This is a genomic window from Jiangella anatolica (genome assembly GCF_003236295.1).
Classification (GTDB): domain Bacteria; phylum Actinomycetota; class Actinomycetes; order Jiangellales; family Jiangellaceae; genus Jiangella; species Jiangella anatolica.
Genome location: NZ_POTW01000027.1, coordinates 54,096 through 73,992 on the forward strand (window position 1 = coordinate 54,096; position 19,897 = coordinate 73,992).

At 73.8% G+C, this 19,897-nt stretch carries 22 protein-coding genes; 8 read left to right on the forward strand and 14 right to left on the reverse strand.

Features of this window, described 5'->3' with window-relative positions:
• Positions 1-10 precede the first annotated feature (10 nt).
• Together recG and C1I92_RS13455 are read right to left on the reverse strand one after the other, a co-directional pair.
• Complete coding sequence (recG, locus tag C1I92_RS13450; protein WP_111255171.1) at positions 11-2,176, reverse strand: ATP-dependent DNA helicase RecG; 2,166 nt, start codon at positions 2,174-2,176, stop codon at positions 11-13.
• The gene (locus C1I92_RS13455) at positions 2,176-3,795 is read right to left on the reverse strand and encodes a DAK2 domain-containing protein (RefSeq protein WP_199521192.1); all 1,620 of its coding nucleotides are present in this window, start codon (positions 3,793-3,795) and stop codon (positions 2,176-2,178) included. The genes recG and C1I92_RS13455 overlap by 1 nt, the downstream gene beginning before the upstream one ends.
• Positions 3,796-3,927: 132 nt before the next feature.
• Here C1I92_RS13455 and rpmB point away from each other — a divergent pair, with 132 nt between their 5' ends.
• Positions 3,928-4,116, forward strand: a complete 189-nt coding sequence (gene rpmB / locus C1I92_RS13460) for a 50S ribosomal protein L28 (RefSeq protein ID WP_046771409.1) — start codon at positions 3,928-3,930, stop codon at positions 4,114-4,116.
• A gap of 435 nt (positions 4,117-4,551) precedes the next feature.
• Here rpmB and C1I92_RS13465 read toward each other — a convergent pair whose 3' ends face one another.
• Positions 4,552-5,499 carry a thiamine-phosphate kinase gene (locus C1I92_RS13465; RefSeq protein ID WP_111255173.1) on the reverse strand — a complete coding sequence of 316 codons (948 nt, stop codon included), beginning with the start codon at positions 5,497-5,499 and terminating at the stop codon, positions 4,552-4,554.
• 84 nt (positions 5,500-5,583) lie between these two features.
• On the opposite strand from C1I92_RS13465, the gene C1I92_RS13470 reads away from it, so the two are divergent.
• The 3 genes from C1I92_RS13470 to C1I92_RS13480 are packed head-to-tail and all read left to right on the forward strand — an operon-like array spanning position 5,584 to position 6,833.
• Positions 5,584-5,820, forward strand: a complete 237-nt coding sequence (locus C1I92_RS13470) for an Lrp/AsnC family transcriptional regulator (protein ID WP_111255174.1) — start codon at positions 5,584-5,586, stop codon at positions 5,818-5,820.
• Positions 5,799-6,260 (forward strand): DUF3515 domain-containing protein, encoded by a 462-nt coding sequence (locus tag C1I92_RS13475; RefSeq protein ID WP_111255175.1) that lies wholly within the window; start codon positions 5,799-5,801, stop codon positions 6,258-6,260. The genes C1I92_RS13470 and C1I92_RS13475 overlap by 22 nt, the downstream gene beginning before the upstream one ends.
• A 9-nt stretch (positions 6,261-6,269) precedes the next feature.
• Entirely contained in the window at positions 6,270-6,833 is a 564-nt protein-coding gene (locus tag C1I92_RS13480; RefSeq protein WP_111255176.1) for a GNAT family N-acetyltransferase, read from the forward strand.
• Here C1I92_RS13480 and C1I92_RS13485 read toward each other — a convergent pair.
• Genes C1I92_RS13485 through C1I92_RS13495 form a run of 3 tightly spaced genes read right to left on the reverse strand, consistent with a single transcriptional unit; the run spans position 6,770 to position 9,665 of the window.
• Complete coding sequence (locus C1I92_RS13485) at positions 6,770-7,882, reverse strand: D-alanine--D-alanine ligase family protein (protein WP_111255177.1); 1,113 nt, start codon at positions 7,880-7,882, stop codon at positions 6,770-6,772. The two genes, C1I92_RS13480 and C1I92_RS13485, sit on opposite strands and share 64 nt — an antisense overlap.
• Positions 7,883-7,902: 20 nt before the next feature.
• Entirely contained in the window at positions 7,903-8,910 is a 1,008-nt protein-coding gene (locus C1I92_RS13490; RefSeq protein WP_111255178.1) for an NAD(P)H-dependent glycerol-3-phosphate dehydrogenase, read from the reverse strand.
• On the reverse strand, positions 8,907-9,665 hold the full coding sequence (locus C1I92_RS13495) for a lysophospholipid acyltransferase family protein (protein WP_199521193.1): 759 nt from the start codon (positions 9,663-9,665) through the stop codon (positions 8,907-8,909). The genes C1I92_RS13490 and C1I92_RS13495 overlap by 4 nt, the downstream gene beginning before the upstream one ends.
• Positions 9,666-9,779: 114 nt before the next feature.
• On the opposite strand from C1I92_RS13495, the gene cofC reads away from it, so the two are divergent.
• A complete protein-coding gene (gene cofC / locus C1I92_RS13500) occupies positions 9,780-10,421 on the forward strand; it encodes a 2-phospho-L-lactate guanylyltransferase (protein ID WP_111255180.1) in 642 nt (213 codons plus the stop codon).
• 65 nt (positions 10,422-10,486) lie between these two features.
• Here the strand turns inward: cofC and C1I92_RS13505 are convergent, their stop codons facing one another.
• From C1I92_RS13505 to leuC, 3 genes are all read right to left on the reverse strand, one after another.
• Positions 10,487-11,524: an HU family DNA-binding protein gene (locus C1I92_RS13505; protein ID WP_111255181.1), complete on the reverse strand. Its 1,038-nt coding sequence runs from the start codon at positions 11,522-11,524 to the stop codon at positions 10,487-10,489.
• A gap of 81 nt (positions 11,525-11,605) precedes the next feature.
• Complete coding sequence (leuD, locus tag C1I92_RS13510) at positions 11,606-12,196, reverse strand: 3-isopropylmalate dehydratase small subunit (protein ID WP_111255182.1); 591 nt, start codon at positions 12,194-12,196, stop codon at positions 11,606-11,608.
• A gap of 11 nt (positions 12,197-12,207) precedes the next feature.
• The gene (gene leuC, locus C1I92_RS13515; RefSeq protein WP_111255183.1) at positions 12,208-13,617 is read right to left on the reverse strand and encodes a 3-isopropylmalate dehydratase large subunit; all 1,410 of its coding nucleotides are present in this window, start codon (positions 13,615-13,617) and stop codon (positions 12,208-12,210) included.
• 81 nt (positions 13,618-13,698) lie between these two features.
• Between leuC and C1I92_RS13520 the strand changes: the two genes are divergently transcribed.
• Complete coding sequence (locus tag C1I92_RS13520; protein ID WP_111255184.1) at positions 13,699-14,421, forward strand: IclR family transcriptional regulator; 723 nt, start codon at positions 13,699-13,701, stop codon at positions 14,419-14,421.
• Between the two features lie 19 nt (positions 14,422-14,440).
• Here the strand turns inward: C1I92_RS13520 and C1I92_RS13525 are convergent, their stop codons facing one another.
• The 5 genes from C1I92_RS13525 to C1I92_RS13545 form a co-directional block, all read right to left on the reverse strand.
• Positions 14,441-15,199, reverse strand: coding sequence for an SDR family NAD(P)-dependent oxidoreductase (locus tag C1I92_RS13525; RefSeq protein ID WP_111255185.1), 759 nt, complete (start codon positions 15,197-15,199; stop codon positions 14,441-14,443).
• A 10-nt stretch (positions 15,200-15,209) separates the two neighbouring features.
• Positions 15,210-16,121: a DUF3800 domain-containing protein gene (locus C1I92_RS13530; RefSeq protein WP_111255186.1), complete on the reverse strand. Its 912-nt coding sequence runs from the start codon at positions 16,119-16,121 to the stop codon at positions 15,210-15,212.
• Between the two features lie 184 nt (positions 16,122-16,305).
• A complete protein-coding gene (locus tag C1I92_RS13535; protein WP_199521194.1) occupies positions 16,306-17,526 on the reverse strand; it encodes an MFS transporter in 1,221 nt (406 codons plus the stop codon).
• Positions 17,527-17,534: 8 nt separating this feature from the next.
• Positions 17,535-17,945, reverse strand: a complete 411-nt coding sequence (locus C1I92_RS13540) for a VOC family protein (RefSeq protein WP_111255195.1) — start codon at positions 17,943-17,945, stop codon at positions 17,535-17,537.
• A 5-nt stretch (positions 17,946-17,950) separates the two neighbouring features.
• A complete protein-coding gene (locus C1I92_RS13545) occupies positions 17,951-18,400 on the reverse strand; it encodes a helix-turn-helix transcriptional regulator (RefSeq protein WP_199521195.1) in 450 nt (149 codons plus the stop codon).
• Between the two features lie 101 nt (positions 18,401-18,501).
• Here C1I92_RS13545 and C1I92_RS13550 point away from each other — a divergent pair, with 101 nt between their 5' ends.
• Together C1I92_RS13550 and C1I92_RS13555 are read left to right on the forward strand one after the other, a co-directional pair.
• Positions 18,502-19,116 (forward strand): ClpP family protease, encoded by a 615-nt coding sequence (locus C1I92_RS13550; RefSeq protein WP_111255188.1) that lies wholly within the window; start codon positions 18,502-18,504, stop codon positions 19,114-19,116.
• Positions 19,113-19,730, forward strand: a complete 618-nt coding sequence (locus tag C1I92_RS13555; RefSeq protein WP_111255189.1) for a ClpP family protease — start codon at positions 19,113-19,115, stop codon at positions 19,728-19,730. Before C1I92_RS13550 ends, C1I92_RS13555 begins: the two co-directional genes overlap by 4 nt.
• Positions 19,731-19,897 lie beyond the last annotated feature (167 nt).

A 19,897-nucleotide genomic window follows, 5' to 3' on the forward strand; every position in this document is an offset into this window, starting at 1 on the left:
TGGTGGCACGTCACGCCTTCTCGAGGTAGTCCGCTTCCTGCTCGGCCAGCGCGGCCTCGACGGCGGCCAGCAGGGCCGGGTGCCGGGCCAGGTCGGGGTCGCCCTCGACGACGGCGGAGGCGTCCTCACGGGCCTGCTCGATGACCTCGGCGTCGCGGATCACCCGCAGCAGCTTGAGGCTGGACCGGCGGCCGGACTGCGACGCGCCGAGCACGTCGCCCTCGCGCCGCTGCTCCAGGTCGACCTGGGAGAGCGCGAAGCCGTCGCGGGTGGCGGCGACGGCGTCCAGCCGCTCCCGCGCCGGCGTCCCCGGGGCCGCCTCGGTGACCAGCAGGCAGACGCCCGGGATGGAGCCCCGGCCGATCCGGCCGCGCAGCTGGTGCAGCTGCGAGACGCCGAACCGGTCGGCGTCCATGATCACCATCATCGACGCCGTCGGCACGTCGATGCCGACCTCGATGACGGTGGTCGCGACGACGACCGGCGTCGTGCCGGCCGCGAACGCCGCCATCACCGCGTCCTTCGTCTCCGCCGGCAGCCGGCCGTGCAGGACGTCGAGGCCGACGTCGCGCAGCGGGCCGGAGCGCAGCTGCTCGGCCAGCTCCAGGACGGCGACCGGGCGGCGCCGGTCGTCGTCGGCGGCCGGCTCCTCGTCGCCGTCGCCGATGCGCGGGCAGACGATGTAGACGCGGTGGCCGGCCTCCACCTCCTCGCGCACCCGCTGCCAGGCCCGCTCGAGGAAGTGCGGCTTCTCGTCGACCGGGACGACGTGCGTGGCGACGTCGGCGCGGCCGCGCGGCACGTCGGACAACGTGGAGATCTCCAGGTCGCCGAAGACCGTCATGGCGACCGTGCGCGGGATCGGCGTCGCGGTCATGACCAGCACGTGCGGCCGGGTGCCGTCGCGGCTCTTGGCGGCCAGCGCGGCCCGCTGCTCCACGCCGAAGCGGTGCTGCTCGTCGACGACGACCAGGCCGAGGTCGAAGAACTGGACGTTCTCCTCCAGCAGCGCGTGCGTGCCCACGACGATGCCGGCGTCGCCGGTGACGATGTCGTTCAGGGCGGCCCGGCGCTGCGCCGTCGACATCGAGCCGGTGAGCAGCGCGACCCGGGTGCCGATGGCCGCGCCGCCGAGCATGCCGGCCTGCGCCAGCTCGCCGAGCATCGCCGTCAGCGACCGGTGGTGCTGCTGCGCGAGCACCTCGGTCGGCGCCAGCAGCGCGGCCTGCCCGCCGGCGTCGACGACGGCCAGCATCGCCCGCAGCGCGACGACGGTCTTGCCTGCGCCGACCTCGCCCTGCAGCAGCCGGTGCATCGGGTGCGGCGTGTCCAGTTCGGCGGCGAGCTGGTCGCCGATCTCGCGCTGGCCCGGCGTCAGCTCGAACGGCAGCCGCTCGTCCAGCGCGTCGACCAGCCCGCCCGGCGCGGCCCGCCGTGCCGTCGCCGGTAGTGCGGCCGTCGACAGCCGCCGCCGGGCCAGCTCGGTCTGCAGGACGAACGCCTCCTCGTACCGCAGCCGCCGCTGCGCCGCCCATGCCTTCTCGATCGCCTTGGGCCGGTGGACGGCGTGCAGCGCCTCGCTCAGCCCCGGCAGGTGCCGCTTGCGCAGCACCTCGTCCGGCAGCGGGTCCGGCGCGTCGCCGAGCTGCTGCAGCACGACGTCGACGGCCTTCGCGATCAGCCAGGACGGCACCTTCTCGCTGGCCGGGTAGACCGGGATGACCTCGTCGGCGTACTTCTCCGCCGCCTCGCGGATGTCGCCGGCGTCCTCCGGGAACATCTCGTACTCGGGGTGCGCGAGCTGGCGCTGGTCGCGGAACGAGCCGACCTTGCCGGCGAACAGCCCGATCCGCTCCGGCCGCAGGTCCCGCTCGCGCCACGCCTGGTTGAAGAACGTCAGCGTCAGCTCGCCGGTGCCGTCGGTGACGACGGCCTCCAGGATCGAGCCGCGGCGGTTCTTCATGCTCCGCTTCGAGACCCGCTTCACCATCGCGACGACGGTGACCAGCTCGTCCTCGCGCAGCGAGCTCAGCTCGGTCAGCTCGCCGCGCTGGATGTAGCGGCGCGGGTAGTGCCGCATGAGGTCGCCGGCGGTGTGCAGGTCCAGCGTCTTCGCCAGCGCCTTGGCGGTGTTGTCGCCGACCACGGCGGTCAGCTGCGTGTCGAATCCGACCATCACTCGACTCCGAGCAGTAGCGGGTAGCGGGGCTGTCCACCCCGGTAGACGACGGTGTCGGCCTCCGGGTGACCACGGCGGACCGCGCGGGCGACGCCGTCGGCGAGGCCCGGGCCGGCGCCGTCGCCGGTGACGACCGTGACCAGCTCGCCACCTGCGGCGAGCATACGTGCGACCACCTCGGTGGCGACGTCCAGCAGGTCCGCGCCGATGACCGCGAAGTCTCCGTCGACGACCCCGAGCACGTCGCCGGGCTTGCAGACGCCGGCCATCGTGACCGCCTCGCGGGCGGCGACGGTGACGGCGCCGTGGCGGGTCTGGCCGGCCGCGGCCGTCATCGCGACGACGTCGGCGTCGAAGGCCCGGTTCGGCTCGTGGACGGCGAGCGCGGCCAGGCCCTGGACCTGCGCGACTGTGGGGATGACGGCCGCGCGGCGATGGTGGGTGCGCAGCTCGGCCGCGGCCGCCTCGGCGACCGGTACCGCGTCGCGCTCGTTCGGCAGGATGACGACGTCGCTGGTCCGGGTGGGGTCGCCGCGGTCGGCGGCGGCCAGCATCTCGCCGGTGGACGGCCGGTGCCCGGTCGCCGTGGCGACGACGACGGCGCCGGCCTCGGCGAACAGCTCGGCCAGTCCGTCGCCGGCGGCGAACGCGACCACGACCCGGCGCCGCTCCCCCGGTTCCGGCGCGCGGTGCTGGGCGGCGAGATAGGTGACGCTGATCCGGTGCGGCCGGCCGGCGGCGATGCCCGCCTCGATCGCCGCGCCCGCGTCGTCGGTGTGGACGTGCACGTTCCAGCGCTCCCCCGCGCCGCTGACGACGAGCGAGTCGCCGAGCCCGGCCAGCGTCCGCCGGAGCGTGCCGATCTCGGGCTCGGAAGCATCGAGGAGGTACATGACCTCGTAGGCGGGCTCTGGCGCCGGCGGCTCCGGCGGCTCCTGGCGGACCGGCGCGGGGACGGTGTGCGCGCCGACGGTGCGCGGCCCGGGCAGCGGCCGCCGTCCGGTCAGCACCGTGTCGAACGCGTCCAGCAGCACCGTCAGCCCGCGTCCGCCGGCGTCGACGACACCGGCCCGGCGGAGCACGTCGAGCTGCTCGGGGGTCCGGTCCAGCGCCTCGTGGGCGGCGGCGGCCGCGGCCAGCGCGACGGCGGGCAGAGTGGGGACGGGTTCCGCGGCGCGACGCCGGGCGGCGTCGGCGGCGGCGCGGGCGACGGTGAGGATGGTGCCCTCGACCGGGTCGGCGACGGCCCGGTACGCCTCGTCGGCGGCGTTGACCAGGCCGTCGGCCAGTGCGGTGCCGTCGGCGAGCGTCGTCCCCGGCCGGCTCAGCACGTCGGCCACCCCGCGCAGCATCTGCGCGACGATGATGCCGGAGTTGCCGCGGGCGCCGAGGAGCGCGCCGCGCGCGACCGCCTCGGCGGTGGCCGCCAGCGTCGGCTCGGCGGCCTCGGCCTCCTGCAGCGCCGCCTCGAACGTGAGGTACAGGTTGGTCCCGGTGTCCCCGTCCGGCACCGGGTACACGTTCAGCGCGTCGATCTCTTCCCTGGCCGCCGCGAGCGCGTCCAGGCCGGCGCGGCACCAGCGCACCATGATCTCGGCGTCGGGAACCGGTGGCACCCGGCGAGACTACCCCGCGCCGGTTTGTTATCTGACGCGGCGGCCCGGTACGCTGGGGCGGTTGTTCGGACCGGGTGACCGGTTCGAACAGCACCACATGTCGTCTTCCAATCCGTCTCAGTAGGAGTCTCCGTGGCTGCCACCTGCGATGTCTGCGGCAAGGGCCCGGGCTTCGGCAACTCGATCTCGCACTCGCACCGCCGGACCCCTCGTCGCTGGAACCCGAACATCCAGACCGTGCGGACGGTCGTCGGAGGCACCCCGAAGCGGCTGAACGTGTGCACGTCGTGCCTGAAGGCCGGCAAGGTCGCCCGCCGCTGACCCGTTCCTGAACGAACGACCGAGCCGCTCCCCGACCGGGGGGCGGCTCGTTGTCATTCGCGGTCAGCCAGCGAAGTGGTCGTGCCCGGCGGGGGCGTCCCCCCGCGCCGCCCCGCCCGCTGGCCCCTTGGCACGCCGGAGTGCTCCACAAAGGCCGCATCTCCGGCGCGAGGGGTCGCCTGCAGCGTGCCAAGCACGGCGCTGGAACGTGCCAAGCCGCGAACGCCGAGCAGGCGCGAGGCTGGACAGCAAGGGCCGAGGGCGGGCAGGCACCGGCGGCCGCCGGACCGCCACGCCGTCGAGCCGCCCCTTGGCACGCCAGAGTGCTCCACAAAGGCCGCATTTCCGGCGCGAGGGGTCGCCTGCGGCGTGCCAAGCGCGACGCTCGAACGTGCCAAGGCACGAGCGGCGCGGCGTGCCAAGCACGACACGCGGTCAGCCGGCGAAGTGGTCGTGCCCGGCGGGGGCGTCGTACTCCTCCCCCGCGACGGTGACGCCGGAGCCGGCGGCGACCGAGCCGATCACCGTCCACCGCTCCGGCAACTCGACGCCGGCGGGGAACGTCGCCACCAGGGCGTTGTCGTCGCCGCCGGTGAGCACCCAGGTGAGCGGGTCCGCGCCGAGCGCCGACGCCACCTCGCGCAGCGGCCCGGCCACCTCGACCAGCGCCGGGTCGATGTCGATCGACACACCACTCGCCGCCGCCACGTGCCCCAGGTCGCCCAGCAGCCCGTCGCTCACGTCGCACATCGCCGTCGCACCGAGACCGGCGGCCTCGGCCCCGGCGCCGTACGGGACCTGCGGGCGCCGGTGCGCCTCGACGACCGCGCGCGGCGTCCGGAACCCCCGGCTCAGCACCTGGTAGCCCGCCTCAGCCCAGCCCAGGCGCCCGCAGACCGCGACGACGTCACCGGCCCGGGCGCCGGCCCGCGTGACCGGCTCGGCGCCGGACAGCGTCCCCAGCGCCGTCACCGACACCACGACCAGCGGCGAGCGCACCACGTCGCCGCCGACGACCGACGCGCCGACGAGGGCGGCCTCCGCGCCCAGCCCGTCGGCCAGCGACACCGCCCACGACGCCGGCAGGTCGGCCGGCAGTCCCAGGCCCACCACCAGCGACGTGGGCCGGGCGCCCATCGCCTCGACGTCGGAGAGGTTCTGCGCGGCCGCCTTGTGGCCGATGTCCACCGGCTCGGACCAGTCGCGGCGGAAGTGGCGGTTCTCGACCAGCAGGTCGGTCGTCACCACGACGCGGCCGCCGGGCGCGGCGACGACGGCGGCGTCGTCGCCGGGGCCGAGCAGGACGTCCGGGCCCTGCGGCAGCCGCGCGGTCACGGCGTCGATCACGCCGAACTCGCCCAGCTCGCCAACGCTGTCGGGCATACTCTGCGCTCCCCTCTTCTCCCGCACGTTCACTCGACCAGGTAGGTTGACCGTTCGCACACATCACTGTGGGAGGGCAAACCCGTGGTCGTACAGGCTTACATCCTCATCCAGACCGAGGTGGGCAAGGCCGCCGAGGTCGCCCGGAAGATCTCGGAGATCGACGGCGTCACGCTCGCCGAGGACGTCACCGGGCCGTACGACGTGATCGTGCGGGCCGAGGCGGGCAACGTCGACGACCTGGGCAAGCTGGTGGTGGCGAAGGTGCAGACGGTCGACGGCATCACCCGCACGCTCACGTGCCCCGTCGTCCACATCTGACCCTCGGCGCGATCCTCCTCGCGACCGCCCTGGCCGGCTGCGGGTTCGGCGCCGTCGACGTCGACCCGCACGAGCCCGAGCCCGGCAGCGCCGACGTCTGCGCCGCGCTGCACGACGCCCTCCCGGACACCGTCGACGACGCGGTGCGGCGCGACGTCGAGCCGTCCTCGGAGTACGTGGCCGCCTGGGGCCAGCCGGCCATCGTGCTGCGCTGCGGCGTCCCGATACCTGCGTCCTACCGTCCGGACGCCCAGCTCTTCGCCATCGACGGCGTCGGCTGGCTCCCCGACGAAGGCGACGGCGGCCTCTTCTTCACCGCCGTCGACCGGGAGGTCCTGGTCGAGGTCGCCGTCCCCGACGACTACGCGCCCGAGGCGAACGTGCTGGCCGACCTCGCGACCGCGATCCTCGACACCGTGCCGGAGCGCGAACTGCGTTAACGTCGCACGGTGCCCACCACGCTGACGACCGACCGTCTCACCCTGCGCCCGATCGAGCCGTCCGACGCCGACGCGTTCGCCGCCATGAACGCCGACCCCGCCGTCATGGAGCACTTCACCACCGGCCCGCTGGACCGGGCGGCGTCGGACCGCATGCTGGCTCGCATGCATGCCGACCATCACCGTGACGGCTACGGCCTGGCCGCCGTGGAGCGGCGCGCGGACGGCGCGTTCCTCGGCTTCACCGGCATCCACCGTCACCACTGGTATCCCGACGACGTCGAGATCGGCTGGCGGCTGGCGCGGTCCGCGTGGGGCCAGGGCTACGCCACCGAGGCGGCGACGGCCTGGATGGAGCACGCGTTCGGCGAGCTCGCCCTGCCGCGGCTGATCTCCATCACCGTCGCCGCGAACCAGCGCTCGATCGCCGTCATGCGCCGGCTGGGCTTCACCCTCTGGGAGGAGGCGACGCACGACGGCCTCGCGGTCGTCGTGTACGCGCGGAGCGCTCAGCGCAGCCCCGTCGGCCGCCGGAGGGCGGTGTCGACCAGGCGGTCGACCAGCGACGGGTAGTCGATGCCGGTCTTGGCCCACAGCTGCGGGAACATCGACGTCGGTGTGAAGCCCGGCATCGTGTTCAGCTCGTTGACCAGCAACGATCCGTCCTCGCGGAGGAAGAAGTCGACCCGGGCGAGGCTCTCGCAGGACAGCGCCTGGAACGCCTCGATCGCCATCCGGCGGACCCGCTCGGCGACGTCGGCGGGGAGGTCGGCGGGGATGTCCAGCGCGACGTCGTCGCCGGGCAGGTACTTGGCCTGGAAGTCGTACAGCTCGTGCTCGGCGCCGAAGCGCACCTCGCCGACGACGCTGGCCTCCGGCTCGCCGCCGCCCTGACCCTCGAGCACGCCGCACTCGACCTCGCGGCCGACGACGGCCTCCTCGACCAGGACCTTCGGGTCGTGCTCGCGGGCGGCCAGGATCGCCGCCTCGAGCTCGTCCGCCGACCGCACCTTGCTGACGCCCATGCTCGACCCGGCGCGGGCCGGCTTGACGAAGGCCGGGTACCCGAGCGTCTGCGCCACCTCGGCGACGACCCGCTCGCGCTGCGGTTCCCACGCCGACGGGAGCACCAGCACGTGCCGCGCGACCGGCAGCCCGGCGCCGGCCAGCAGCAGCTTCATCACGTGCTTGTCCATCCCGACGGCCGAGGCCAGCACGCCGGAGCCGACGTAGCGGACGTCGGCCAGCTCGAGCAGCCCCTGGATCGTGCCGTCCTCGCCGTACGGGCCGTGCAGCAGCGGGAACACGACGTCGACCGTGCCCAGGGCGTGCGGCACCTCGCCGGGCGACTGCACCGCCAGCTCGCCCCGGCCGGGCAGCACGACGGTGCCGCCCTCGTCGTCGACGTGCGGCATGGACTCGCCGCGGATCGCCAGCCGGTCCGGGTCGGCGCTGGTCAGCACCCAGCGGCCGGACGTCGTGATGCCGATCGGCAGCACCTCGTAGCGGCGCGGGTCCAGCGCTGCCAGCACGCCGCCGGCGGTGACGCACGAGATCTCGTGCTCCGAGCTACGGCCGCCGAAGACGACGGCGACCCTGATGCGGTCCTGCGAGGTGTTCATCGCGCCGACCCTACCCGCCTTCAGTGCCCGTGACGCTCCGGCTTCGCCGATCGGGACAACAGCGACCCGACCATCTCCGCCGGCGTCAGCTCGCCGCGCACCACGGACGCGACGTGGCCGACGATCGGCATGTCGACGTCGTGGCGGCCGGCGAGGTCGAGGATCGACTCGCACGACTTGACCCCCTCGGCGACCTGCCGGGTGCCGGCGACGATCTCGGCGACGGACATGCCGCGGCCCAGCTTCTCGCCGAACGAGCGGTTCCGCGACAGTGGCGACATGCACGTCGCGGCCAGGTCGCCGAGGCCGGCCAGGCCGGAGAACGTGTACGCGTCGGCGCCCAGCGCGGCGCCCAGCCGCGCGGTCTCGGCCAGCCCGCGGGTGATGACGCTCGCGCGAGCGTTGTCGCCGAACCCCAGCCCGGCCGCGATGCCGACGGCCAGCGCGATGACGTTCTTCACCGCACCGCCGAGCTCCGCTCCGACGAGGTCGTGGTTGGTGTACGGGCGGAAGTGCGGCGAGTGGCAGGCCCGCTGGATCCGCTTGGCCAGCTCGTCGTCGGTGGCGGCGACGACGCTCGCGGCCGGCTGCCGCTCGGCGATCTCGCCGGCCAGGTTCGGCCCCGAGACCGCGGCGATCCGCGCTGGGCCGGCGCCCGTGACGTCGTCGATGACCTCGCTCATCCGCTTCGCGGTGCCGAGCTCGACACCCTTCATCAGGCTGACGAGTGCCGACGACGACGGCAGCGCCGGCGCCCACTCCGCCAGGTTCTCGCGCAGCGACTGCGACGGCACCGCCAGCACGACGAGATCGGCCCGGTGCGCGGCCTCCTCGGGGTCGTGGGTGGCCCGGATCGACGGCGGCAGCGCGATGGCCGGCAGGTAGTCGGGGTTGGTGTGGGTCGCGTTGATCGCGTCGCACAGCTCCGGCCGGCGGCCCCAGATCGTCACGTCGGCGCCGGCGTCGGCGAGCACGAGCGCGAACGCCGTCCCCCAGGAGCCGGCGCCGAACACGGCGGCGCGGGTCACGGCTGCTCCTCCGGCAGCTTCGGGTCGCCGACCGGCGGGATCCCGGCCGCCTTCGGGTCGAACCGCTCGGCCGGCGCGATCTCGCCGCGGATCTCGGCCAGCTGGGCCGTGATCGCCGCCATGATGCGGTCGGTGGCGACGCGCAGCACGGCGGCGTCGATCGGCCGGTCACGCAGGTCGTCGAGCGGGACCGGCGGGCCGGCGATGACCGACATCGTCTTGCGCGGCAGCAGCCGGATCCGCTTGGAGTACGGCGCCAGCACGTGGTTCGCGCCCCACTGCGCCACCGGGATGACGTCGCACCCGGTCTCCAGCGCGACCCGCGCGGCCCCGGTCTTGCCCACCATCGGCCACAGATCGGGGTCGCGCGAGATGGTGCCCTCGGGATAGATGGCGACGAGCTCACCCTTGCGCACCGCCGCCACGGCGGCCCGGTACGCCTGCGACGCGTCGCGGGACTCGCGGAAGACGGGGATCTGCCCGGCGGCGGTGATCAGCCGGCCGAACACCGGGACGCGGAACACGCCGGACTTGGCGAGGTAGCGGGTGGCGCGGCCGTTGTCCCAGAAGAAGTGCGCGAACGTCAGCGGGTCGAAATGCGAGATGTGGTTGCCCGCGACGACGACGCCGGTGCCGGGCGGCGGAATGTACTGCCCGCCGCGCCAGTTCTGCCGGGTGAACGCCATGAGGAACGGACGGATCAGAGACGCGATGAACTTGAACGCGAACCCGGCCCCCGGCCTGCGTACCGCCACGTACCTCTCCCTCCGCCCACGTGTATGCCCGCAGACAGTGTCTCGCCCCCGGGCCATGCACGTCGAACCGGCCACCGGCGCGCCGTCGCCGGCGATGCGCCAGACTGGACCCCGATGACGACTACGCAGCTCTGGACCGTCGTGGTGCCCGTCAAGCGACCCGAGCACGCGAAGACCCGGCTGGCCGACGCCGTCGGCGAGCAGCGGCCCCGGTTCGCCCGCGCGTTCGCCGCCGACACCGTCCTCGCGGCGGTTGGCTGCGACGCGGTGGGCCGGGTGATCGTGGTGACCGACGACGATCTTGCGGCCGAGGAGGCACGCGAACTGGGCGCCGACGTCGTCGCGGACGCGCCGGACGCGGGGCTGAACGCGGCGCTGCGGCACGGCGCGGCGGCGGCCCGCTCGTCCGGCTCCGCCGCGGTGGCGTCGCTGTCCGCGGACCTGCCCGCGCTGCGCCCTGCCGAGCTGTCGCGGGTGCTGACGGCGGCCGCCGAGCACGCGGTCTCGTTCGTCGCCGACGCGGCCGGGATCGGGACGACGATCTACGCGGCCGCCCCGGACGCCGACTTCGAGCCGGCCTTCGGCGGACGGTCGCGGGCGGCGCACCGGCTGGCCGGCGCGGTCGAGCTGGACCTGGCCGACGTGCCCTCGGTCCGCCGCGACGTCGACACGGCGGTGGACCTGTGGGACGCCCGCCGGCTCGGCGTCGGCCCGCGCACGGCCGCGCTGCTCGCCGAGCTCGACGTCGCCCTCTGACAACACGAGAGCCGGGCGGCGGCCTCGCGGTCGCCGCCTGGCTCCGGTCGTCCGGATGACCCGGGTCAGCTCGCCGTGGACGGCGGCGTCGTCGTGCCGGGCGCCGACGTGGTGGCCGGCTGCACCGGCGTGGCGGCGGCGCGCTTGGCCGGCGTCGCCGTCGTCTTCTTCGCCGCGGTGGCGGCGCCGGCGGCCGGCGCTGCGGTCTTCTTGGCCGCCGCCGTCGTCGTCTTCCTCGCCGCCGTCGTGGTCTTGCGGGCCGTGGTCGTGGCCTTCTTGGCCGGCGCCGCCGTCGTGGTCTTCTTCGCGGCGGTCGTGGTCTTGCGGGCCGGCGCCGTCGTGGTCTTCCTGGCCGCCGGCGTCGTGGCCTTCTTGGCGGCCGGCGTCGTGGTCGCCTTCTTGGCCGGCGTCGCTGTCGTCTTCTTCGCCGCCGGCGTGGTCGTGGTCTTCTTCGCCGCCGGCGTGGTCGTGGTCTTCTTCGCCGCCGGCGTCGCCGTGGTCTTCTTCGCCGCGGTCGCGGTCGTCTTCTTCGCGGCCGGCGCGGCCGTCGTCTTCTTCGCCGCGGCGGTGGTCTTGCGGGCCGCCGGGGCCGCCGTCTTCTTGGCGGCGGTCGTCGTGGTCTTGCGGGCCGGGCCGGCCGCCTTCTTCGGCGCCGCCGGCCGGCTGGCCGGCACCTTGCGCGCCGTCGTCGCGGCCCTCTTGGCCGGGGCCGGAGCGGGCGCGTCGTCGCCGCGGACCGCGTCGGCCACCTGCTTGGCCGCCGACGACACCGAGCGGGTCGCCGACTCCGCCACCGCGGCAGCCTGCGCCGGCACCAGCGAGAGCGACTCCTTGACGCGCGTGCTCGCCTTCTTCACGCCGGCGACGACGTCGTTGAGCTCGTCGGCCGCACTGAACGTCGGCACCGTGCGCTTCTTCGACTTCTTCTTGCCGCTCTTGTCCTTGTCGCGGTCGAAGACGCCGAGCCCCTTGACGGCGACCTTCTCACCCGCTGCCAGCGAGCGCTGGATACCTTCGACGACGGAGTCCAGAGCGTGCTGTGCCACCTCGCGGTTGCCGTCGAAACCGTCGGCAATGCGGTCGATCAGTTTCTTCTTCCCCACCGTTGCTCCTCAGCCGTCCCGCCCGGCGGGCGAGTTCATCTCACCCACCATAGACGGCTGAGGGCAGCGGATCGGGGATCTTCAGACCAGCGTGCGCGGCTTGTGCGACGGACGCGCCGCCTCGAAGTCGTCGATCGCGTCGGTGTGCCGCAGCGTGAGGCCGATGTCGTCGAGCCCCTCCATCAGCCGCCAGCGGGTGTAGTCGTCGACCTGCATGGGCGCGACGATCTCGCCGCAGGTGACGACGCGCTGGTCGAGGTCGACGGTCACCTCGGTGCCGGGCGCGTTCTCCAGCGCCTTCCAGATCAGCTCGATGTCGTCCTGGCTGAGCTGGCCGGTGAGCAGCCCCTGCTTGCCGGAGTTGCCGCGGAAGATGTCGGCGAACCGCGACGACAGCACCGCCTTGAACCCGTAGTCCTTCAGCGCCCAGACGGCGTGCTCGCGCGACGAGCCGGTGCCGAAGTCGGGGCCGGCGACGAGCACCGAGCCGCTGGCGAACGCCGGGTTGTTGAGCACGAACGTCTCGTCGCCGCGCCAGGCCGCGAACAGCCCGTCCTCGAACCCGGTGCGCGTCACGCGCTTGAGGTACACCGCCGGGATGATCTGGTCGGTGTCGACGTTGCTGCGCCGCAGCGGGACACCGACACCGGTGTGCCGGATGAACTTCTCCATGACCTTGTCTCCTACGACGCCGGCTCGAGGTCGGCCGGCGACGACAGCGTGCCGCGCACGCTCGTCGCGGCGGCCACCAGGGGGCTGACCAGATGGGTGCGGCCGCCCTTGCCCTGGCGGCCCTCGAAGTTGCGGTTCGACGTGGACGCGCTGCGCTCGCCCGGCGCCAGCTGGTCGGGGTTCATGCCCAGGCACATCGAACAGCCGGCGTGCCGCCACTCGGCGCCGAACTCGGTGAAGACCTGGTCCAGCCCCTCCTGCTCGGCCTGCAGCCGGACCTTCGCCGAGCCGGGCACGACGAGCACGCGGACGCTGTCGGCCTTCTTCCGCCCCTTCACGACGGCGGCCGCGGCGCGCAGGTCCTCGATCCGGCCGTTCGTGCACGACCCGATGAAGACGGTGTCGACGGCGATGTCGCGCAGCGGCGTGCCGGCCTCGAGCGCCATGTACTCCAGCGCCCGGCGCGCGGCCGCCTTCTCCGACTCGTCGGCGAAGCTGTCCGGGTCGGGGACGGACGCCGACAGCGGCAGCCCCTGCCCCGGGTTGGTGCCCCACGTGACGAACGGCTCCAGCGCGTCGGCGTCGATCGTCACCTCGGCGTCGAACACCGCGTCGTCGTCGGTGTAGAGGGTGCGCCAGTACTCCAGCGCGGCGTCCCACTCCTTGCCCTGCGGCGCGTGCGGGCGGCCCTCGATGTAGGCGAAGGTCGTGTCGTCGGGCGCGATCATGCCGGCGCGGGCACCGGCCTCGATGGACATGTTGCAGATCGTCATCCGCGCCTCCATCGACAGCGCGCGGACGGCCTCGCCGCGGTACTCCAGGACGTAGCCCTGACCGCCGCCGGTGCCGATCTTGGCGATGACGGCGAGGATGATGTCCTTCGCCGTCACGCCCGGCCTCAGCGTGCCCTCGACATTGATCGCCATCGTCTTGAAGGGCCGCAGCGGCAGCGTCTGGGTGGCGAGCACGTGCTCGACCTCAGAGGTGCCGATGCCGAAGGCCAGCGCGCCGAACGCACCGTGCGTCGACGTGTGCGAGTCACCACACACCACCGTCAGGCCCGGCTGCGTCAGGCCCAGCTGCGGACCGACGACGTGCACGATGCCCTGCTCCACGTCGCCCAGAGAATGAAGCCTCACACCGAATTCTTCACAGTTCCTCCGCAGAGTCTCGATCTGCGTGCGGCTGGTGAGGTCGGCGATGGGCTTGTCGATGTCGACGGTGGGGGTGTTGTGGTCCTCGGTGGCCAGCGTCAGGTCCGGACGGCGGACCGGGCGGCCGGCCAGTCGCAGGCCGTCGAAGGCTTGCGGACTGGTCACTTCGTGGACAAGATGAAGATCGATGTAGAGGAGGTCAGGCTCACCCTCGGCTCGACGCACGACATGCGCGTCCCACACCTTCTCTGCCAGGGTCTTGCCCATCACCTGCTCCGTTCGTCGGTCACACGATCTCGGTGGATCCACCACTTGCGATCTCGCATGTTGAGATGGCAATATCGAGTCATGGACAACTCTAGCGGAGTCGGCGTTCTAGACAAGGCCGCACTCGTCCTGTCGGCTCTTGAGGCAGGCCCGGCCACCCTCGCCAACCTCGTGGCCTCCACGGGACTGGCCCGCCCCACGGCCCACCGGCTCGCCGTCGCGCTGGAGCACCACCGCCTCGTCTCCCGCGACCTGCACGGCAGATTCGTGCTGGGTCCGCGGCTCGGCGAACTGGCCACTGCCGCCGGCGAGGACCGGCTGCTGGCCGCCGCCGGCCCCGTCCTCGCCCGGCTCCGCGAAGCGACCGGCGAGAGCACGCAGCTCTTCCGCCGTCAGGGCGACCAGCGCATCTGCGTCGCCGCCGCCGAGCGGCCCAGCGGGCTGCGCGACACCATCCCGGTCGGCGCGACGGTCACCATGCTGGCCGGGTCCGCCGCCCAGGTACTGCTCGCGTGGGAGGAGCCGGAGCGCATGCACCGCGGTCTGCAGGGCGCCCGCTTCACCGCGACGATGCTCGCCGCGGTCCGCCGCCGCGGCTGGGCGCAGAGCGTCGGCGAACGCGAGCCCGGCGTCGCGTCGGTGTCCGCGCCGATCCGCTCCTCCTCCGGCCGCGTCGTCGCCGCCGTCTCCGTCTCCGGGCCCATCGAGCGTCTCACCCGCCAGCCCGGCCGGGTGCACGCGCCCGCCGTCCTCGCCGCCGCCGAGCACCTCACCGGCGTCCTGCGCACCGCCGAGGACGGCTGACCCGCCGGGCGACCGAGGCCTACTCGAACGGCGCCGGATCGAGCAGCTCCGGCTCCCGTCCGCCGCGCAGCACCAGCACGCGGCCGGCGAGATCGTCGGACCCGGCGAGGCGCAGCACCGCCGCGGCCACGCTCTGCGGCGGCACGAACGGCGGCGTCCGGACGCGGTCGGCCGGCGACATCGCCGCCAGTTCGGCGTGCGCCCGCGGCAGCCCGATCCAGCCCGGCACGAGGCAGTTGACCCGCACGCCGAAGCGTTCCCGCAGTCCCGCGACCGCGGCGGTGAACCGGATCAGCCCCGCCTTCGCCGCACCGTACTCCGGCGACCGGTACGGCGACAGCTCCAGCCCCGCGCCCGACGCCACGTTGACGACCGCACCGCCGCCGGCCGCCCGCAACGGCTCCAGCACGGCCTGGGTGAGCCGCATGGGCGCACGCAGGTTGAGGTCGAGCACGCGGTCCCACTGCTCGGGCGCGGCGTCCGGGAACGCCACGGGTCCGCCGGCCCCGCCGGCGTTGTTCACCAGCACACCCAGCGGGCCCAGCCGCGCGGCCGACGAGATCAGCGCCTCGGCGGCGTCGTCGGCGCACACGTCGACGACGAGCGACGCGGCCCGTCCGCCGGCCGCCTCGACCTCGGCCACGGTGGCGGCGCACCGGTCGCCGTCGACGTCGGCGACCAGGATGGCGGCGCCGTGCTCGGCCAGCGCCGCCACGATCGCCCGGCCGGCGCCGCCGGCGCCACCGGTGACGACGGCCACTCGGTCGCGAAGCTCCATCTCCGCGACCCTAGCCAGGCCCGCCGACCGACTCCGCCGCCGGACGGAGTGTTGCCCAATCCGCCCAGATCGAGGCCGGGTCCACGTACGGGCGCAGCAGCGCGACCAGCTCGGGGTCGGGCGCGCCGGCCAGCGCGTCCTCGGCGATCCTGCGCGCGACGCCGGCGAGGAAGTCGGCGACCTGGACCCGCGGCTCGGTGATCGAGTCGGCGAACCGGACCCCGGCCAGCCGCCCGTCCAGCGTGCCGAGCGCGGCCAGCCGCCGCGGGGTGAGGATGCGCTGCTCGTCGTGGAGCACCCGGACCGGCCGGCCGGGCGCGCTCCAGTGCTCGACGGCGCGGACGAACGCGGGCAGCAGCGGGTCCAGCGACGTGACGGCGCCGGGCGCGCGGCCGGCCCGCAGCGCGTCGACGACGGCGGCGACCGGCCCGTCGGCGGGCGCGGCGGCCGTCAGCCCGGCCACCGCGACGGCGAACGCGGCGGCGGGATCGTCCGGAACGGGACCCCGTCCGGACGAGCGGAGCAGGTCGTTGGCCGCCGTCAGGAACGCCGTCCATGCCGCCGGGCCGAACACGCGCGGACCGGCCCGGTACAGCGTCGCCGCGCCCTCCGCCACCACGCGCGTGACCAGCAGGAACGGCTTGTCGACCAGATAGACGTGGGCGTGTCCGGCGATCGGGCCGGTCGGGCCGAGGAACCACGCCAGCGCCGCCCGGTGCTTGCTGCGCAGCAGGTGGTTCGCCTTGTACTCGACGGCGGGCGAGCGGATGCGGTCGCGCAGCTCGGCGACGCAGGCGGCCGCGGCCGCGGCGTCGATCAGCACGCTGCCGTAGCCGAACACGTCGGTGTTGCCGCCGGCCAGCCGCTCCCCTTCGGAGCCGGACTCGTCGCAGGCGATCTCGACCGCGGTGGACCCGTCCATCCGGACCGACCCTAGCGCCGGCCGAGGGTGTGTCTCCCAAGTCTCGGCCGTAGCGAGCGGCGTCCAGGTGGATGCCTCGCAAGGCCGAGGAAGGAGACATAGCGGTGCCTATGGCGACTGACGAGAACGCAGCGAGGCGCCGCCTGGGCGTCGCGCAGTAGGCCATGGACTTGGGAGACACACCCTAGCGACGGCCCAGCACGGCGACGGCCGCGAGCGGCGCCAGCAGCAGCGTCAGCACGCCGGACAGCACCAGCCCGCCGGTCACCCCGGCCAGCTCGATCAGCGGCCCGCCGGCCAGCAGGCCCAGCGGCGCGGCCACCGTCGCGCCGGTGGTCCAGAGCGTGACCACCGGCTGGTGCTCCTCCGGCGCCAGCCCGGACTGCACGAAGCTGTACGCGACGGGCGTGAACGGCGCCCACACCAGCCCGCCGAGACCGAACACGATCATCGCGGCGGGCAGACCGCCGACGACGGACAGTGCGATCGGGCACAGCGCCCACAACCCGACGATCGCGATCAGCAGCTGCCGCTGCGGCAGGTCGCGCAGCTGGTTCACCAGGGCGGCCCCGACGAACGCGCCGGCGCCCAGCGCGCCCCACAGCAGGCCCAGCGCGGACGGTCCGGCGTCGAGCGTGTCGCGCACGTAGAGCGGCAGCGCCACCTCGATCGGCATGTAGAGGAAGTTGAAGAAGAACACGACGACCAGCAGCCGGGCGGCGACCGGCCGGCGGCGCAGGATCGACCAGCCCGACTCCCCCGCGCTCGGCCGGCCGCCGGCCGGACCCGCGTCCCGCGGCGCCGAGACGAGGACGGCGGCCAGCAGGATCAGCGCGCCACCGGCGTCGGCCAGCAGCGCCACCCCCGGCCCGGCGGCCGCGACGACGATGCCGCCCAGCACCGGCCCGACGACGTACAGCGCGACCGAGGCGTTCAGCCCGAGCAGCCCGTTGACGGCGAACCGTCCATCGTCGCCGGCCATCGACGTCGCCAGCAGGCGGCGGCCGCTGGACCCGGCCAGCCGGAACACCGACCCGATCAGCAGCCCGCCGAGCAGGACCGGCAGCGTCAGCCGGTCGGTGACGGCCAGCACGCCGAGCGCGGTGAACGTCAGCGCGCGCAGCACGCAGTCGGCGATCAGCAGCGTCCGCGGCGACAGCCCGGCCCGGCCCAGCCCGATCACCGTCGCCAGCGCCGTCGACAGCACGAACGGCGCCGCCGCGACGAGCCCGACGGCGACCGCGACCGGCACACGGCCGTGGATCGCCAGCGTCTGCACGGGCATCGCGACCAGCAGCATGCCGGTGCCGGCGCCGGCCAGCAGGTCGCCGGCGAGCAGGCCGGCCACGCCGCGGTCGCGCAGCACCTCGCGGTAGGACCGGTTGGTCGCGGCCGCCGGCGCCATCGCCGCGCTCAGGTGGTCTGGTTGATGCGGACCACGTTGCCGGACGGGTCGCGGAACGCGCAGTCGCGGACGCCGTAGGGCTGGTCCATCGGCTCCTGCAGCACGTCGGCGCCGCTGGCCTGCAGCCGGTCGAAGACGCCGTCGAGGTCGGGCGTGGCCAGCGTGATCGCGCCGTAGACGCCCTTGGCGATCAGCTCGTTGATGGTGCGGCGCTCGTCGTCGGTGATGCCCGGATCAGCGCCCGGCGGGTGCAGCACGATCGACGTGCCGGGCTGGTCCGGCGGCCCGACAGTGAGCCAGCGCATCCCCTCGTACTCGACGTCCAGGCGCAGCTCGAAGCCGAGCGTGTCGCGGTAGAACGCGAGCGACGCCTCCGGATCGGTCTGCGGCAGGAACGCGTTCTGGATGGTGATGTCCATGGACGTCACGCTAGTGGGGCCGCCGCGGGCTTGGCTTCTCGATTCCTGATCGGCCGCGTGACCTGTTTGGTGATGCACGACGGCATCTCCGGCGCCGGCTCGGCGGTGCGGGCCCGGTAGGCGCTCGGCGGCTCCCCGACCAGCTCGGTGAACCGGGTGCTGAACGTGCCCAGCGACTGGCAGCCGACCTCGAAGCACACCTCGGTGACGCTGAGGTCGCCGCGGCGCAGCAGCATCATCGCCCGCTCGATGCGCCGCGTCATCAGATACGAGTACGGCGACTCGCCGTAGGCCCGCTTGAACTCGCGGCTCAGGTGACCGGCCGACATGTTCGCGCCCTTCGCCAGCGCCTCGACGTCCAGCGGCTGGGCGTACTCGCGGTCGATCCGGTCGCGGACACGACGCAGCCGGGCCAGGTCGCGCAGCCGCTGCGCCTCGTCGGGACTGCTCGTCACGCCCACCATGCTGCCACGACCGCGCCGTCTCTGCTGCCAGCAGATTCCGTTGGAGCGGCCGTCGCGCCCGGCCAATGATCGAGGGCAGAAGGGAGAACGACATGACGAACGCGGGACCGATCACCGGGACGCTGGACGACCAGCTGGCCACCCGGCTCCTCCACCAACGGATCATCGTGCTGGGCACCGAGGTCGACGACCAGGTCGCGAACCGGCTCTGCGCACAACTGCTGCTGTTGTCCGCCGAGGACCCGCGCAGCGACATCAGCCTCTACATCAACTCCCCCGGCGGCTCGGTCAGCGCGGGCCTGGCCATCTACGACACGATGCGCCTGATCCCGAACGACGTCAGCACGCTGGCGATGGGGCTCGCGGCGAGCATGGGTCAGTTCCTGCTCACCGCCGGCACGCCGGGCAAGCGGTTCAGCCTGCCGCACGCGCAGGTGCTCATGCACCAGGGCTCGGCCGGGTTCGGCGGGACGGCGGCGGACATCGAGATCTACTCCGAGCAGCTGGCCCGCACGTCGGCGCTCATGACGGCGCTGACGGCGGAGCACACCGGTCAGCCGCCGGAGCGGATCGAGGCCGACAGTCAGCGCGACCGCTGGTACACCGCCGAGGAGGCGCTGGCCTACGGCTTCATCGACCACATCGTCGAGCAGCTGGACGACGTCCGGCCGCGGTCCGGCCGCCCGGTCGTGGGGGTGGGCGCGTGAGCCAGTACACGATCCCGACGGTGATCGAGAAGACGCCGTCGGGCGAGCGCGCCTTCGACATCTACTCGCGGCTGCTGAACGAGCGGATCGTCTTCATCGGCACCCCGATCGACGACGGCGTCGCGAACGTCGTCATGGCCCAGCTGCTGCACCTGGAGTCGGTCAGCGCGGACCTGGAGATCGGGCTGTACATCAACTCCCCCGGCGGGACGTACAGCGCGCTCACCGCGATCTACGACACCATGCAGTACGTGACCCCGCCGGTGTCGACCACCTGCATGGGCCAGGCGTCGGAGACGGCGGCGGTGCTGCTGGCGGCCGGCGCGCCGGGCCGGCGGTTCGTGCTGCCGCACGCCAAGGTCATGCTGCACCAGCCGTCCAGCCAGGCCCGCGGCACGCTGCCCGACCTCGCCGTCCAGGCCAAGGAGGTGGCGAAGGTGCGCTCGGAGATGGACGCGATCCTCAGCCGGCACACGGGTCACGCGGTGGACAAGATCCGCGCCGACACCGACCGCAACAAGACCTTCTCCGCGCAGGACGCGGTCGACTACGGCCTCGCCGACCAGATCATCGCCAGCCGCAAGGCCATCCCCGCCGGCGCCGTCTACGGCTGACCGGCTGATCGCCCATGATCATCAACCTTTTGCGTCGCTGTGGAGCCTGTTGCGTTTTGGCTCGGTGTGGCGTCTGGCCTGGTTGATCGTGGTTTGAGAGGGTGGCGGTCGTGGCGAAGGAGTACCGGTCGGTGGATCGTGACCAGGCGTTTTTGTTGCCGCCGTCG